This window comes from Streptomyces sp. NPDC001889, from assembly GCF_053594535.1.
Genome location: NZ_JBSFER010000011.1, coordinates 10,262 through 27,025 on the forward strand (window position 1 = coordinate 10,262; position 16,764 = coordinate 27,025).

At 71.3% G+C, this 16,764-nt stretch carries 6 protein-coding genes; all 6 read left to right on the forward strand.

What is annotated here, in order from left to right; genetic code table 11:
* The first annotated feature begins 86 nt into the window (after positions 1-86).
* Positions 87-2,231 (forward strand): non-ribosomal peptide synthetase, encoded by a 2,145-nt coding sequence (locus tag ACWCRA_RS14265; RefSeq protein ID WP_451067705.1) that lies wholly within the window; start codon positions 87-89, stop codon positions 2,229-2,231.
* Entirely contained in the window at positions 2,228-11,929 is a 9,702-nt protein-coding gene (locus tag ACWCRA_RS14270; RefSeq protein ID WP_451067706.1) for an SDR family NAD(P)-dependent oxidoreductase, read from the forward strand. Before ACWCRA_RS14265 ends, ACWCRA_RS14270 begins: the two co-directional genes overlap by 4 nt.
* 823 nt (positions 11,930-12,752) lie before the next feature.
* On the forward strand, positions 12,753-13,676 hold the full coding sequence (locus ACWCRA_RS14275; protein ID WP_351549906.1) for a 3-hydroxyacyl-CoA dehydrogenase family protein: 924 nt from the start codon (positions 12,753-12,755) through the stop codon (positions 13,674-13,676).
* A 98-nt stretch (positions 13,677-13,774) separates the two neighbouring features.
* Positions 13,775-14,026 (forward strand): phosphopantetheine-binding protein, encoded by a 252-nt coding sequence (locus ACWCRA_RS14280; protein ID WP_351543666.1) that lies wholly within the window; start codon positions 13,775-13,777, stop codon positions 14,024-14,026.
* Positions 14,023-15,156: an acyl-CoA dehydrogenase family protein gene (locus tag ACWCRA_RS14285; protein ID WP_351543669.1), complete on the forward strand. Its 1,134-nt coding sequence runs from the start codon at positions 14,023-14,025 to the stop codon at positions 15,154-15,156. Before ACWCRA_RS14280 ends, ACWCRA_RS14285 begins: the two co-directional genes overlap by 4 nt.
* Before the next feature lie 703 nt (positions 15,157-15,859).
* The gene (locus tag ACWCRA_RS14290) at positions 15,860-16,750 is read left to right on the forward strand and encodes an SGNH/GDSL hydrolase family protein (RefSeq protein ID WP_351543672.1); all 891 of its coding nucleotides are present in this window, start codon (positions 15,860-15,862) and stop codon (positions 16,748-16,750) included.
* Positions 16,751-16,764: the final 14 nt, after the last annotated feature.

A 16,764-nucleotide genomic window follows, 5' to 3' on the forward strand; every position in this document is an offset into this window, starting at 1 on the left:
GGCACCACGGCCGCCAGGCTCTCCCGGCCCCCGGGCCGGGCCCGGCCCCGGACGTTCCCGCACCCCGCACGCGCAGGAGGAGCACCATGACCCTGGCCCACGGCGACGCTGCGGCCCCCGGGACGAACGAGCCCGCCGACCTCCATCTCAGCCGGCTCGTCGCCCGCCGCTGCGGCCGGCACCCCGGCCGTGCCGCTCTGCTCGCCCCCGGCCTGCCCCCGCTGACCTACCGCGAGCTGGCCCGCCGGGTCGAGGAGACCGGACGGGTCCTGCGGGACTGCGGCATCACCCCCGCCGACCGCGTCGCCCTGGCACTGCCCCACGGCCCGTCGGCGGCCGTGGCCTACCTGGGCGCGGCCTGCGCCGGGCAGGCCGCGCCCCTGGACCCGGCGGGCAGGGCGGCGGAGTTCGACTTCTACCTCACCGACCTCGACGCCCGCGCCGTGATCACCGAACAGGGCGGCGACAGCCTCGCCGCCGCCGTGGCCCGCGCCCAGGGCCGCCGGGTCATCGAACTCGCCCCGGACCCGGCCGGCCCCGCGGGCGCCTTCACCCTCACCCCCGGCCCCGCCGCCACCACCACCACCGGCACCGGTACCGGCACCGGCACCGGCGGCATCCCGGCGGGCGGCGGCGGCCGGGAGGACAGGGGAGAGGGCAGGGGCGGGGAGGTGGCCTTCGTGCTCCACACCTCGGGGACGACCGGCCGGCCGAAACTGGTCCCGCTGACCCACCGCGCGGTGTGCACCTCGGCCCACAACATCGCCCTGAGCCTGCGTCTGGGCGAGGGCGACCGGTGCCTGAACGTGCTCCCGCTCTTCCACGGCCACGGCCTGATGGGCCCCTGGCTGGCGACACTGTCCGCGGGCGCGGACGTGGTGTGCCCGCCGGGCTTCGACGCCTCGGCCTTCCCCGGCCAGCTGCGGGAGTACGCGCCCACCTGGTACACGGCCGTGCCCGCCATCCACCAGGCCGTCCTCACCACCCTCACCGGCCCCGGCGGGCCCACCGCAGACGGACCGGGCGGACCGGGCGGGCCGGGCGGGGGGCGGCTGCGGCTGGTGCGGTCCGCTTCCGCGCCGCTGCCGGGCGCTGTGGCCCGGGCCCTGGAGGAGACCCTGGGGGTACCGGTCATCGACTCCTACGGCATGACCGAGGCATGCTCGATCATCACCAGCGGCCCGCTGCCGCCGCGGGCGCGCAAACCCGGCTCGTCGGGGGTGTCCATCGGCGCGGACGTCGCGGTGATGGACCCGCGGGGCGCTCTGCTGCCCCCCGGGGAGAACGGGGAGATCGTGCTGCGCGGCCCGACCGTGATCGGCGGCTACGCCCACAACCCGGACGCGGACGCCGCCGCGTTCACCCGCGGCTGGTTCCGCACCGGTGACAGCGGCCACCTGGACGAGGACGGCCATCTGTTCATCACCGGCCGCCTCAAGGAGATCATCAACCGCGGCGGCAGCAAGGTCTCCCCGCTGGAGGTCGACGGGGTGCTGTGCGCGCACCCCGCGGTCGCCGAGGCCGCCGCGTTCGCCCTGCCGCACCCCACCCTGGGAGAGGAGGTCGCGGCGGCCGTGGTCCTCCGCCCCGGGGCCCGGGCCGGCGACGACGACCTGCGCGCGTTCCTCACCGCCCGCCTGACGGCCCACAAGATCCCCCGCCGGATCTTCCGCACCACCGCGATCCCGCGCACGTCCACCGGGAAGATCCAGCGCACCGCCCTCACCGCCCGCTTCACCCCCGCCCCCCGCACAGCCCCCGGCACACCCCCCGGGGCGGCACCCGGGGCGGGCAGCGGGGAGGGCGGGGCGGGGGCGCAGGCCGCGGTCACCGGGATCTGGGCCGAGGTCCTGGGCACCGCGGCCATCGGCCCGCACGACCACTTCTTCGACCTGGGCGGCAACTCCCTGCTGATCCGCCGGGTCCAGCGGCGCCTGCGGGAGACCACCGGCGCGGACATCCCCGTCGTGGACCTCTTCGCCCACCCCACCGTCACCGCGCTGGCCCGCTACCTCGCCCATCGCACCGGCACACCACCACAGGAACAGGAACAGGAACGGGAGCAACAGGAACAGGAACGGGAGCAACGGGAACGGGAACGGGAGCAACGGGAGCGGGGGCCGGACCGGGGCCGGGGGCCGGGGCCGGCGGAGGACGGCATCCCGGCGCCGGGAGCGGCCCGGCTGGCCGGGCGGCGCGCGCGGCGGGAGCGGGGGGACACGCAGGCATGAGCACCGGCCTGGAGATCGCGGTCATCGGACTGGCGTGCCGGTTCCCGGGAGCCCGTGACGCGGACGCGTTCTGGGACAACCTGCGCGAGGGACGGGAGACCATCACCCGTTTCAGCGAGGAGGAGCTGACCGGGGCGGGCATCCCGGCGGCGGCCCTGCGGGACCCCGCGTACGTGCCGGCCCGGGGCGTCCTGGACGACCCGGCGCTCTTCGACGCCGCGTTCTTCCGCATCAACCCGCGGGAAGCGGAACTGATGGACCCCCAGCACCGGGTCTTCCTCGAATGCGCCTGGGAGGCCCTGGAGAACAGCGGTTACGCCTCCGGGCACGGCTGCGGGCCCGTCGGCGTGTACGCGGGAGCGTACGAGAACACCTACCGCCGGTATCTGGAGGCGGCGCCCGGTCTGCTGGAACGCGCCGGGTGGCTCCAGACGCACCTGAGCAACGAACGCGACTACCTGGCCACCCGCGTGGCCTACCGGCTCGGTCTGCGCGGCCCGGCGCTGACCGTGCAGACGGCGTGCTCGACATCGCTGGTCGCGGTGCACCTGGCGGTCCAGGGACTGCTCGGCGGGGACTGCGACACCGCTCTCGCCGGCGGGGTGACGGTACGGGCCCGGCAGGTGGAGGGCTACCTCTTCCAGGAAGGCGGCATCCTCTCCCCCGACGGGCACTGCCGGGCCTTCGACGCCGGGGCCCGGGGCACCGTCAGCTCCTCCGGCGCGGGGATCGTGGTCCTCAAGCGCCTGGAGGACGCGCTGCGCGACCGCGACACGGTCCGCGCCGTGATCAAGGGCACCGCCGTGACCAACGACGGCGCGGCGAAGGTGGGGTTCAGCGCCCCCAGCGCGGAGGGACAGGCGCGGGCCGTGGCCGCGGCCCAGGCCATGGCCGGCACCGCGCCGGAGACCATCGGCTACATCGAGGCCCACGGCAGCGGCACCGCGCTGGGCGACCCCATCGAGGTCGAGGCCCTGACCCGCGTCTTCACCACCCCCACCAGCGGCACCAGCGGCACCAGCGGCACGGGAAGCGCGGACGGGCCAGGGGGCGCGGACGGCGCGGGAGGCGCGGGAGGCGCGAACGGCCCAGGGGGCGCGGGCGGCGCGGACGGGCCGGGGTGCGGTATCGGCTCGGTCAAGACCAACATCGGCCACACCCACGCCGCCGCCGGGGCCGCCGGGCTCATCAAGACCATTCTGGCCCTGGAACACGGCCAGATCCCGCCCACCCTCCACTTCCGCCGCCCCAACCCCGACCTCGGACTGGAACGCTCCCCGTTCCGTGTCGTCTCCGCCCTGACCGCCTGGCCGCGGGGCGCCACCCCGCGGCGGGCCGGTGTCAGCGCCTTCGGCACCGGGGGCACCAACGCGCACACCGTCCTGGAGGAGGCCCCGGCGCCCGGCACGCCGGTGCCCTCACCGCCGTGGCAGCTGCTGGTGCTGTCCGCCGGCAGCGAGGACGCCCTCGACACCGCCACCGGGCGCCTGGCCCGCCACCTCGCCGCCCACCCCGGCCAGGAACTCGCCGACACCGCCTACACCCTCCAGGCCGGCCGGGTCCCCCTGACCCACCGCCAGGCCCTCGTCTGCCACGACCGCGCCGACGCCCTGCGCGCGCTCACCGCGCCCGCCCCGCGCCGTCTCCTGCGCGCCAGGGCCCAGGACCCCGCCCCGGCCATCGCGTTCATGTTCCCCGGCCTCGGCGAGCAGTACCCGGGCATGGCCCACGACCTCTACACCGGCGAACAGGTCTTCCGCGAGGAAATCGACCGCTGCGCCGCCCTGTTCGCCCCCCACCTCGGCACCGACCCGCGCACCCTCCTCTACCCCCCCGCCGGCACCGGGCCCGCCGGCCACACCACCCCGGCAGACGGGCCCGCCGGCCACGACGCCCGGGCGGGCAGCGGGCTGGACCTGCCCGCGCTCCTCGGCCGCACCACCCCCGGAACAGGGGCAGGAAGCGGGACCGGCGGCGGGGACGGGACCGGGACCGGGGGCGGGGGTGCCGGAGGCGGTGCCGGGACCGGGGGTGCCGGGGACAGCGCTCTCCACCGGACCGTCAACGCCCAGCCCGTCACCTTCATGACCGAATGGGCCCTGGCCCGCCTGTGGATGTCGTTCGGAATCCACCCCGACGCCATGACCGGCTACAGCATCGGGGAGTACGTCGCCGCCACCCTCGCCGGCGTCCTCACCCTGGAGGACGCCACCCGCCTGGTCGCCCTGCGCGCCCAGCTCATCGACCGCACACCCCCCGGCGCCATGCTCGCCGTCCCCCTGCCCGAACACGAGGCCGCCGCGCTCGACCCCCGCGTGAGCGTCGCCGCCGTCAACGGGCCCGCCCTGTGCGTCCTGGCCGGCCCCCCCGACGCCGTCCACCGGCTCCACCACGACCTCGCCCGCGCCGAGGTGGCCAGCCGCCTCCTGCCCACCACCCACGCCTACCACACCCCCCTCCTCGACCCCGCCCGCGACAGCCTCACCGCCCTCGCCCGCACCCTCACCCTCCGCCCGCCGGACATCCCCTACATCTCCAACCTCACCGGAACCTGGATCACCGGCACCCAGGCCACCGACCCCCGCTACTGGGCCCGCCACATGTGCGAGACCGTCCGCTTCGCCGACGGCATCCGCGAACTCTGGCGCACCCCCGCCCGGGTCCTCCTGGAAACCGGCCCCGGCCAGTCCGCCGGCAGCCTCGCCCTCCAGCTCCTGCCCCCCGACCGGGGCCGGCGCACCACCATCCCCACCCTCCCCGCCGCCCACGACCCCACCCCCGCCCGCCGTACCCTGCTGACCGCACTCGCCCGCCTCTGGCTCACCGGCGCCCAGCCCGCCTGGCCCCGTACCCACCCCCCCACCCGGCCACCCGCCCGTGTCCCCCTCCCCGCCTACCCCTTCAACCGCCAGCACCACTGGCCCACCCCCCACCACACCACCACCACAACCACCGAAACCAGGACAGAAACAGAAACGAAAACAGAAACAGGAACGCGGACAGGGGCGCGGACAGGAACAGAAACAGGAACAGGGGCGGGGGCGGGGGCCGCACCGGCCAGCAGCCCGCAGACCGTCACCGACACAGAGACCGGCACCGGAACCAGCACGGAAACAGGCACAGGCACAGGCGGGGGCAGGGGCGGGGGCAGGGGCGAGGAAACGGGAAGAGACCCGGAAACCGAAACCGAAACCGAAACCGATGCGGGTGCGGGTGCGGGTGCGGGGAGACTGGAGAAACTCGCGGACATGACGGACTGGTTCTCCGTCCCCGCCTGGGCCTCCACCGCACCGCCGGCCCCCGTCACCGCCGCCGAACTCGCCCGCGCACCCGGGCACTGGCTCCTGTTCGCCGACACCCTCGGCATTACGGAACACCTCACCCAACGCCTGGAACACGCCGGGCACACCGTCACCACCGTCACCCCCGGCGACACCTTCCAGCAGCACACCCCCCGCGGCTACAGCCTCGCCCCCGGCGACCGCGGCCACTACGACCTGCTCCTCCAGCACCTCCCCGCACCACCCCGCACCATCGTCCACCTCTGGACCACCACCCCCACCACCGGACCGCCCACCACCCACACCCTCACCACCCACACCACCCACGGATTCACCAGCCTCCTCCTCCTCACCCAGGCATGGGCCGCCCGCCACTCCCACCACAGACTCCACCTCGCCGTCGTCTCCAACGAACTGCGCCAGGTCACCGGAACCGACCCCGTCAGCCCCGAGAAAGCCACCCTCACCGGCCCCTGCACCGTCGCCCCCCAGGAACACCCCGGCCTCACCACCCAAAGCATCGACACCGACCTCCACACCCCACCCCGCACCACAACAAACCCAGAACCAGAACCAGAAGCCGCCACAGACACCAACACCCACACAGGAACAACCACAGACACAAACCGGAACACCGGCACAGGAACAGACACAAGTACAGGAACAAGCACGGGCCAGGACACGGACACGGGTGCCGGCACAGGCACCGGCACGGGCACGGGCACGGGCACGGGCACGGGCACGGGCACGGGCACGGGCAGGGACAGAAGTACAGACACGAACGGGAACGGAGACACGGGAGCAGGAACAAGCACGGACCGGGACACCGGTACAGGTCCAGGCACAGGCACGAACGCGGACGGAGGCACGGGCAACACGGGCACGGGCACGGGTGCGAGAGCACGAGCGGGAGCAGGAGCAGGAGCAGGAGCGGGAGCAGCGCCGGACCTCGGAACGGGACAGAACACAGGAACCGGACCGGCACCGGACACAGGTACCCGTACGGGCACGGGCACAGGCACAGGCACAGGCACAGGCACAGGCACAGATGCGAGTACGGATGCAGGTGCAAGTACAAGCGTGGGCACAGATGCGGGCACAGGTGCGCGTACGGGCACGGGTGCCGGCGGCCGGGCAGGGACAGGAACGGCAACGGAGACCGCCCCGGCAACCGGACCCGGGACCGGGGCGAGGGCAGACGCCGGGTCAGAATCGGGAACGGGAACGGAATCCGGCACGGGACGACCGGAACCGGGGACCGGACCAAGTGCCGCGCCGGACGCAGACCCCGGACCGGATGCCGCGCAGGGGGCCGGGCAGGGGGCAGACCCCGGGACGCGGCCGAGGGCGGCAGCCCGCCGGGAAGGCAGCACCCCCGGCCCCGCCGCCCGCGCCGCCGAACAGATCCTCGCCGATATCCTCCACCACCCCCACGACCCCGTCACCGCCCACCGCGGCACCCGACGGTGGACCCCCCGCTGGGAACCCCTCCCCCTCCCCCCGGCCCCCCGGACCCCGCCCCGTCTCCGCGACCACGGCGTCTACCTCATCACCGGCGGCCTCGGAGGCATCGGCCTCACCCTCGCGGAACACCTCGCACGCACCGTCCGAGCCCGCCTCGTCCTCACCACCCGCACCCCCCTCCCCCCACCCCGCACCCACAGCGGCAGAAACGAGCACACCAACCGGGCCGAGGACAGAAACGGAAACGAGGACAGGAACAGGAACAGGGACGGGACCGGGGCCGGGGGCCGGGCCGGGGGCGGGGACAGAACCGGGACACCGGACGGACTCACCGACAGAACCGGGCAGCAGGAGACCGGGAAGAGGAAAGGCCCGGAGACGGCCGGGAACACCACCGGAACGCCCCCGGCCACCCCCGCGGAACGGGCAGCCGCCCTCGAACAGCTCGGCGCGGAAGTCCTCCTGGTCCAGGCCGACGTCACCGACCGCCGGCAGATGCACACCGCCGTCACCGAGGCCCGCCGGCGTTTCGGCACCATCCACGGCGTCATCCACACCGCGGGAATCCCCGGCAGCGGCCTCATGCAGCTGAAGGACCCCGACACCGCGCACCGGGTCCTCGCCCCCAAAACCACCGGCACCCTCATCCTCCACGAAACCACCGCCGGCCTCGACCTCGACTTCATGCTCCTGTGCTCATCCACCATCGCCTTCACCGGAGGTCTCGGCCAGGCCGACTACTGCGCGGCCAACGCCTTCCTCGACGCCTTCGCCCACCACCGCACCACCACCACCGGCCCCACCACCTCCCTCCAATGGGACGCCTGGCAGGAAACCGGCATGGCCGCCCGCACCATCGGCACACCCACACCCACACCCACACCCGTCACCGGCACCGCACCCGCACCCGCACCCGCACCCGCACCCGCACCACAATCCCGGCCGGAAACCAGCCCAGCGCCCCGGCACACGGCCACACCGGCACCGGAAACCAGCCCAGCGCCCCGGCACACGGCCACACCGGCACCGGAAACCAGCCCGCCGCGCCGGCCGGAGACCGCACCGCCACCGGAACCCGGCCCGCCGCCCCGGCCGGTGACCGGCACTCCGCTCCGGCCGGCGGCCGGCCGCGCACGGAAGGAGGAGCCCACGCCCCGGCCCGCACCCGGGGCCGTCGCGGGGGCCGTCGCGGGGGCCGTGGCGGGGGCCGTGGCGGGGGCGGGGGCCGTGGCACTCGGACACCCCCTCCTCCACACCCGCGTCACCAGCACCGCCACCCACGCCCTCTACACAGCCCGCTTCGCCCCCGGCCACTGGCTCGTCGACGACCACCGCATGCTCGGACACCCCGTCATCCCCGGCACCGCCTACCTCGAAATGATCCGCGCGGCCCTCGCCGACCAGGGCCACCCGGGCCCCCTCCGCTTCGACAACGTCCTCTTCCTCACCCCCGCCGTCCTCAGCACCCGCGACACCAAAGAAATCCTGATCACCCTCGAACGCGTGAACGGCGCCTTCCGCTTCACCGTCACCAGCCACCACCCCAACCAGCCCGCCCCCACCGAACACGTCAATGGCACCGCCACCCCCACCCCGCACACCCCGGAAGATCCGGACAGCCCGGATACCCCGGAAGTTCCGGACAGCCGGCACACCACCAACAGCACACACGACAGACACGGCACACACGGAGCGGGCGGGAACCCCGCCCCGGACAGCCCGCAGGACACACACCGCCCGGACACCGCAGGCCACCCCGGCGGCAGCACCAGCCCCAGCGGCCCGCACACCACACACCACCGCGGCCATCACAGCGACGGAGACGAAGACGGGGACGGGCACGGGGAACCGCGCGGGGCCACCGGCCCGGACGGCCCGGACGGCCCGCACAGCGGACACCACCGGGACAGCGCCGGAAAACCGCACGGGAACACCCGCCGGGAAGAGGAACCGCAACCGGCCGGGACCCACAGCCACAACAGCACAGACAGCACCGGAAAACCGCACGGCACAGACAGCGCCGGAATACCGGACGGCACAGGCAGCACGGGCGGGCCCGGGAGGAACACCACCCCCAGCGGCCCGCAGGACACACACCACCGCAACAGCGACGAGGCACAGCCGCGGGGAACCACCCGCCGGCAGGACAGCCCCAGCCCTCCCCGGCACGGACACCACCCGGACCCGGACACCAGCGGCCCCGACACCCCGGACAACACCCGCACCGGCCACACCCGCACCACGACAGACACCCGCACAGACACAGACACAGACACCGGCACGGGCACGGGTGACAGCGGCGGCGGTGCCGGTGGAAACCACGGCCACCGCACCGGCCGGAGCCAGGACCGGGGCCCCGCACCCCGCGCACCGCACACCCACGGCCGCCCCGCGGACAGCCCCCGCCCCGCAGGGCACCCGGAGAACCTCATCCACCGCTACGGACTCGAGGAAGTAACCCCCCTACACCACAACGGGCCCATGACCTTCGGCCCCCGCTCCCAGTGCATCGACCGCATCTGGGCCGGCCACGGCCGGGCACTCGCCCGCCTGTGCCTGCCCCGCCCCTTCACCACCGACCTCGAACACCTCGCCCTCCACCCCTTCCTCCTCGACATCGCCACTGGATACGCCAGCCTCTACCTCGAACCCCACTACCACATGCCCCTGCAATACCACACCATCACCATCAGCCGGCCCCTCCCCTCCACCTTCTACAGCCTCCTCCAGCACCACCCCGGCCACCCCCACCGCGAAACCCTCACCCTCGACATCACCCTCCTCGACGAACACGGCCACACCCTCCTCCACGCCCGCGAATTCACCATGAAGAAAGCCCGCGCCCTCACCACCAAACTCCCCGCACTCCGCGACGGCACCTCCACCGAAACCACCCCCCACACACCCACCCACAGCACCAGCACCAGCACCAGCCCAGAACCCACCCGAACTACCCGAACCACCGGAACCACCGGAACCACCGGAACCACCGGAACCACCGGAAGAGCGGACAGCACAGACCACACCACGGGCACAGCCCGCACCGACCACGGGGAAAACACCGGCCACACGGAAGACACCGGCCGCGAAGAAAGAGGCCCGGACAGCACCGGAAGAACCGACAGCACAAACGGCACAGCCCCCACCGGAGACACGGACAGCACCCGCGACACCGGCAGCACCCACACGACGGGAAACACGGCAAACACCAACCCTGCCGCAGGAACAGACAGCACGGAACGGCCGGACACGACACGGAGCACACCCAGCCCGGCAGGACAGAACCACACCGGAGAAACAGACAGCCCGGACAGCACAAACGGCTCCCGGGAAACAGACACCGGCAGCACAACCCGCAGCACGGACACCACAGGACCGGCAGCCGGCACCCCCCGCACAAACACCACCCACAGCACGGACACCGCACACCACGCCGGAACAGCGGACAGCACCCACGAAACGGAAAACCCCCACACCACCAACAACACCAGCAGCACACACAACAACTCAGAAACCGGCAGCACACAAAAAACGGACAGCACAAGAGACACCGACAGCACTGACAGCACCACAGAAACAAACAGCACCGGCAACACCCACCACACCGGAACCACAGACCACACCACCAGAACAGACACCACAACCAGCACCGACAGCACTGACAGCACCAGCGGAACCCACGACACCAAAACAACAGACAGCACAGCCAGAACACAAGAAACGAACAGCACAGCAAACACAGCCGGAACGGAAGCAACCAACCCCGGGAAAGAAACAGCCCACACAACAGGCACAAGCAGCACGGACCGTGCGGGAAACACAAACCCCGCAGGAGAAGACGGCCGTACCCGAGGAACAGACCGCACAAGCAGCACAGCCAGGACAGAAGAAACAAAGCCTGCGCCAGGCACACACGGCACGGAAACAGAGGCCCGCACAGACAGCACAAACCCCACAGGAGAAACCGACCCCGCGGAAGAAGCAGGCCGTACGGACGGAGACAGCCGTACGGGAGAAGACGGCCGTACGGGAGAAGCAGGCCGTGCGAGAGAAACCAACCCCGCGGGAGAAGCGGGCCGTACGAGAGAAACCGACCCCGCGGGAGAAGCGGGCCGTACGGGAGGAGACAGCCTCGCGGGAGGAGACGGCGGTACCGGCAGCACGAACCCCGCGAGAAACACGGCCCGCACGGTCGGCACGGAAGGAGAGGCAGGCACGGGCAGCACAGGCCCCGCGGGAGACGGAGCCGCCGGCGGACACACCCGGGCCGCTCACCCTCCCGCCCCACCCCGCCCCGCCCCGACCCGCCGCGACACCACCTTCCTCGAACACCTCCGCACCGGAATCCTCCCCGCCGAAGGCACCGCCGCCCTCGACCGCATCCTCACCCACACACCCACCCCCCAGATCACCATCGCCACCAAAACCCTCACCACCCTCACCCACCACACCAGCACCACCCTCCCCACCCCCACCCATACCGACACGACCACACACACAGAAACCCACACCAGCACCAGCACCAGCACCGGGACGGGGACGGGGACGGGGACGGGCAGCGGAACCAGCAGCAGCGGGACAGACAGGGGCACCGGAACCAACAGCGGGACGGGCAGCGGGGCAGGCAGCGGCACCGGAACCAGCACCGGGACGGAAGCATCCCGGCACGCCCACCCACGCCCCCCGCTCACCACCCCCTACACACCCCCCACCACCCCCACCGAACACACCCTCACCACCCTGTGGCAGGACCACCTCGGCATCCACCCCATCGGCACCCACGACAACTTCTACGAACTCGGCGGACACTCCCTCCTCGGCATCCAGCTCCTCAACCAGCTCCGCACCACCCACCACATACACATCACCCTCCCCACACTCTTCAACAACCTCACCATCGCCGAACTCGCCCACGCCATCACCACCCCACCACCCCACCCACCAGCCAACTGACCCACCAACACCCACCCCGACACCACCAACACACACCGGCACCACCAACACACACCGGCACCCGCCAGCACCCACACCGGCACCGGCACCCCGACACACACCGGCAGACACCCCGGACCCACCGACAGAAGCCACACCCACCGGCAGACACCCCGGCACCCGCCGGCAAACGCCGGCAACGCGCCCCGGACCCGCCGCCCACCCCACGGACAAACAACCAGCCAACAACCCCCAAACCACCCCAACCCCCAACCCAAACCCAGCCCAAACTCACCCCCCGGGCCCCCGCCGAACCCAACCCCGCCCAGCCCAGACTCAACCCCGCCGGACTCAACCCACCGCGAACCCCCGCCGAACCCACCCCACCCCGCACCCCGGGCCCCCGCCGAACCCACCCCGAACCCAAACCAACCCAGATCCAACCCAGATCCAACTCAGATCCAACCCGCCAGACCCGGCCCGGACCGGCCCCAACCCGCCAGACCCGGCCCAACCCGGACCCCCGCCGGCCTCAACCCACGGCCCCGCCCAACCCAACCCGGACCGAACCGGCGGACGCACCCAACCCGGACCGGCCCCAACCGGCCCCAACCGGCCCCGCCCAACCCGGGCCGGACCGAACCGGGCCGGACCGAACCGGGCCGGACCGAACCCGCCAGACCCGAACCGGACCAGCGGAAAGGGAACCGAAAAACCAAAAAGAAAACAAGAAGAAAAGAAAGCGGGAAAAAAGAGAAGAAAAAAGAAGGAAAGAACCGGAAACCGGAAAGACACCCCACCCCCACCCCCGACCCCCACCCCCTCACCCGCGGAGGAACCCCGCATGCGCGTCGCCGTCATCGGAGCCGGAACCATGGGCACCGGAGTCGCACAGAACCTCGCCACCGCCCACCACGACGTCCTCCTCATCGACACCGACCCCACCATCCTCGACCACGCCAGACAACAGATCCACCACAACCTCCGCCTCCACCACCTCCTCACCCCCACCACCCCCCACACCACCACCATCCCCACCGGCCCCGGCACCGGCATCGACACCCCACCCCCCACACCCCACCCCACACCCCCACCCGACCACGACCCCGACCGCGCACTCACCCGCATCACCTGCACCACCGACCACACCCAACTCACCACCACCGAATTCGTCATCGAGAACACCACCGAACAATGGGAAACCAAACAACACCTCTACCCCCTCCTCGACACCCACTGCCCCGACCACTGCATCATCGCCGCCAACACCTCCACCCACCCCATCACCAAAATCGCCGCACTCACCCACCGCCCCACCCACATCATCGGCATCCACTTCATGAACCCCGCCCCCCTCAAACCCCTCGTCGAACTCATCCCCGGACACCACACCACCCCCGACACCATCACCCGCACCCAACAACTCCTCACCACCCTCGGAAAACACACCCTCACCATCAAAGACACCCCCGGCTTCATCTCCAACCGCATCCTCATGACCACCATCAACGAAGCCATCAACCTCGTCCACGAAAACATCGCCACCCCCGAACAAATCGACACCCTCTTCACCACCACCCTCGGCCACACCATGGGCCCCCTCCACACCGCCGACCTCATCGGACTCGACACCATCCTCCACAGCCTCCAAAACCTCCACCACCACACCAACAACCCCAAATACACCCCCAGCCCCCTCCTCCACCACATGGTCAACGCCCACCTCCACGGCCGCAAAACCCACCAAGGCTTCTACCCCTACCCCTAAACCACACCCCACACAAACACCACACACCACACACCACAGAAAGCAAAAGCCACCGGAACAACAACCGGAAAAGAATCCGATAGAGAAGGAGAAAGAGAATGACCCATCACCCCCCGCCCACCATCAACCACTACCTCACCGACACCTACCCCGGACTCGCCCTCGACGACAACGACGACATCTACGAACTCGGCGTGGCCAACTCCCTCTTCACCGTCCGGCTGATCACCCACATCGAAAAGGCCTACGAAATCACGATCCCGAACGATGAACTCCGTCCCGACAATTTCCGTACCATCACCGCCATCAACGAACTGATCCAACGGCTCACGCAGACGACCTCCCCATGACCGACCCCACCAGCGCGCAGAACGTCCGGCACACCACCCGCACCCAGGTCGAAGCCCATATCGCTCCCCATGCGACCGAATTCGACAGGAACCAGCGTGTTCCGCCCGACGTTCTCCAGCTCATCGGGGAGTTCGGCTGGTGGGGGGCGATTCTGCCCATCGCGCGCGGTGGTGCGGGGGTGGGCATGGAAGGGCTGGGTGTTCTGCACGAGGAAGTCGGCCGTGGGTGCTCGTCCGTGCGGAGTCTGCTCACCGCGCACACCATGGTGGTCTCGGCCGTCGCGCGCTGGGGCACTCCTGAGCAGCGGGAGCGCTGGCTTCCGGGGCTCGCTGCCGGGAGCACGACCGGGGCGTTGTGTCTCACCGAGACCGGGGCCGGGTCGAATCCGGCAGGGCTCAGGACCACCGCCACCCCGCGGTCTGCGGCCGGACACACCCTGCACGGGACCAAGCGCTGGGTGACCGGCGGACAGACGGCGGGGGTGCTGCTGGTGCTCGCCCGGACTCCGGCCGGCGTGACCGGCTTTCTCGTCGAGCCGTCGCACGCGACGGTTCATGTGCAGCCGCTCACCGGCCTTCTCGGCACCCGTGCCGCCATGCACGCCGATATCTCCTTCGACCACACACCCGTCTCCCCCGACGCGCTTCTCGGACCCGACGGGTTCGCCCTTCACACCGTCGTTCCCGCCGCCCTCGACATCGGCCGCTTCAGTGTGGCGTCCGGGACCACCGGGATTCTTCAGGCGTGCCTGGAGGCCTCGATCGCCCACACCGCCGATTCCCCTCTGAGGGAACATCAGCTCATCCAGCAGATGATCACCCGGATGGTCACGGACACCCAGGCGGCCAGGCTTCTCTGCGCCCGTGCCGGGCAGCTCAAGGACACCGACGATCCGCACCATCAGCAGGCCACGTGGATGGCGAAGTACTTCGCCGCTTCGGCGGCCTCGCAGGCCGCCGCCAACACCGTGCAGATCCATGGGGCACAGGGGTGCAGCCCCGCCCATTCCGCTCAGCGGCACTACCGCGACACGAAGATCATGGAGATCATCGAGGGCACCACCCAGCTCCACGAGATCACCATCGCCCAGGATGCCTACCAGTACCTCGGCGGAACACCGCGACCGTGAGACGGTGAGTCCGCCGCCCGGGCGGATCTGCGGCGTACGGGCCGATCCCGGGCGTGGTGGAGTGTGGGTTCCCTCCCTCCCGGCCCGGGTCCGTACCGCCGGGGGCCGGTACGGACGGCCCGTCCCACTCGTCCCCCTCTCCGGCAGCCGGGCGACACCGGCATTCGGCCGTTCAGCGAGCCGTGGGCACTCGGGTCCGCGATTTCAGCCGGGGCGGAGACGGAACCCGGGTGCGGAGGCCCGGCGTCGGCGGGCAGGCGGGTCGGAGGGTGGGCGCAGGTCCGGCCGGTGTTCCCTCCTCTCGGGCCGTCGCCGCGTACCGGGAGGCAGGGCACGGCCATCAGCCGCGGAGCGGAATCCGGGATGTCCACCGGTCGGCAGGACAGGCAGGGCAGGCGGGACGGGAGGAGACAGAAGGGGTGGAGGGGGCTCCTGGGGCATCGGAGGGACGGCCGGAACAGATCCCCGGAGACAGCGGGGTTGAACGGCTCGCGCTCGGGCCGCCGTGCAGTCGGTCAACGTCCTGAAGAGACAACCGAGCGACACCCGAGCGGCATCCGAGCGACACCCGGGAAACACCCGGGAAACCCCCGAGCGGTAGCCGAGCGGCAGCCGAGAAATCTCCGGGAATCCTCCGGGAACCACCAGAGAGCCGGCTCGGAGACCCGGGAGTCCCCCTTCGCTTCAGAGGAGAAGACAGCAGATGCGTATCCGCGGACCCCTCGCATTTCTCGCCACAGCCGCCACCCTGCTGGGGTTGATGGCCGGCGGCTCGGCCGGCGCAACGGCCGCACCCGCCGACGCCCGGGGCACGGCGGCCAGTGCGGAGCCCACCTACTACGTCTCGCTGGGCGACTCGCTGGCCAGCGGCTTCCAGCCGGACGTGCAGCGGGACACCGACCAGGCCTATACGGACAAACTCTTCACCCAGTTGAAGAAGACGGATGCCAATCTGCGTCATATCAAGCTGGGTTGCACGGGCGAGACCACCGCGACGATGATCAATCGCGGTATCTGCGACTACAAGGACAGCGCCAACAAGACGGTGTCCCAGCTCGGCAAGGCGGTGGACTTCCTCAAGCAGAACGGCACCCGGGTGAAGTTCGTCTCGCTGAACATCGGCGGGAACGACATCGGTACGTGCTTCGTCAACGGCGCCATCGATGTGAGCTGCACCCTGCGGGCGCTCAAGACCCTCGACACCAACCTCGGCAGAATCACCAGTGCGATCAACACGGCGTCGAGCACGCAGACCCATCTCGCGGGTGCCAACTCCGTCAACCCCTTCCTGGTGACCTGGCTCACCGGAGCACAGGGGCAGATCATCGCGCAGCAGTCGGCGGGTGTGCAGCAGGCCTTCAACGAGATCGTGGCCAAGCACTACCGGAACACGCACTTCACCCTGGCGGACTTCGCCACCGCCTATGAGTCCTTCGCCTTCACCCCCGACGTGGATGTCGCCGGTGTGGGGAAGGTTCCGACCAATGTGGCGCGCATCTGCCAGCTGACCTTCGTCTGCGGCGCGCTCCAGGACATCCACCCCAACCCCACCGGCCATCAGGTACTGGCGGATGCGATGAGGCCGGCTCTCTAGCGGCGTCCCTCTCC

Excerpts from the sequence above, each read along its gene's own strand:
- ACWCRA_RS14270 (WP_451067706.1), top strand. The coding sequence starts at position 2,228 with ATGAGCACCGGCCTGGAGATCGCGGTCATCGGACTGGCGTGCCGGTTC.
- ACWCRA_RS14275 (WP_351549906.1), top strand. The coding sequence starts at position 12,753 with ATGCGCGTCGCCGTCATCGGAGCCGGAACCATGGGCACCGGAGTCGCA.
- ACWCRA_RS14285 (WP_351543669.1), top strand. The coding sequence starts at position 14,023 with ATGACCGACCCCACCAGCGCGCAGAACGTCCGGCACACCACCCGCACC.
- ACWCRA_RS14290 (WP_351543672.1), top strand. The coding sequence starts at position 15,860 with ATGCGTATCCGCGGACCCCTCGCATTTCTCGCCACAGCCGCCACCCTG.
- ACWCRA_RS14265 (WP_451067705.1), top strand. The coding sequence starts at position 87 with ATGACCCTGGCCCACGGCGACGCTGCGGCCCCCGGGACGAACGAGCCC.
- ACWCRA_RS14280 (WP_351543666.1), top strand. The coding sequence starts at position 13,775 with ATGACCCATCACCCCCCGCCCACCATCAACCACTACCTCACCGACACC.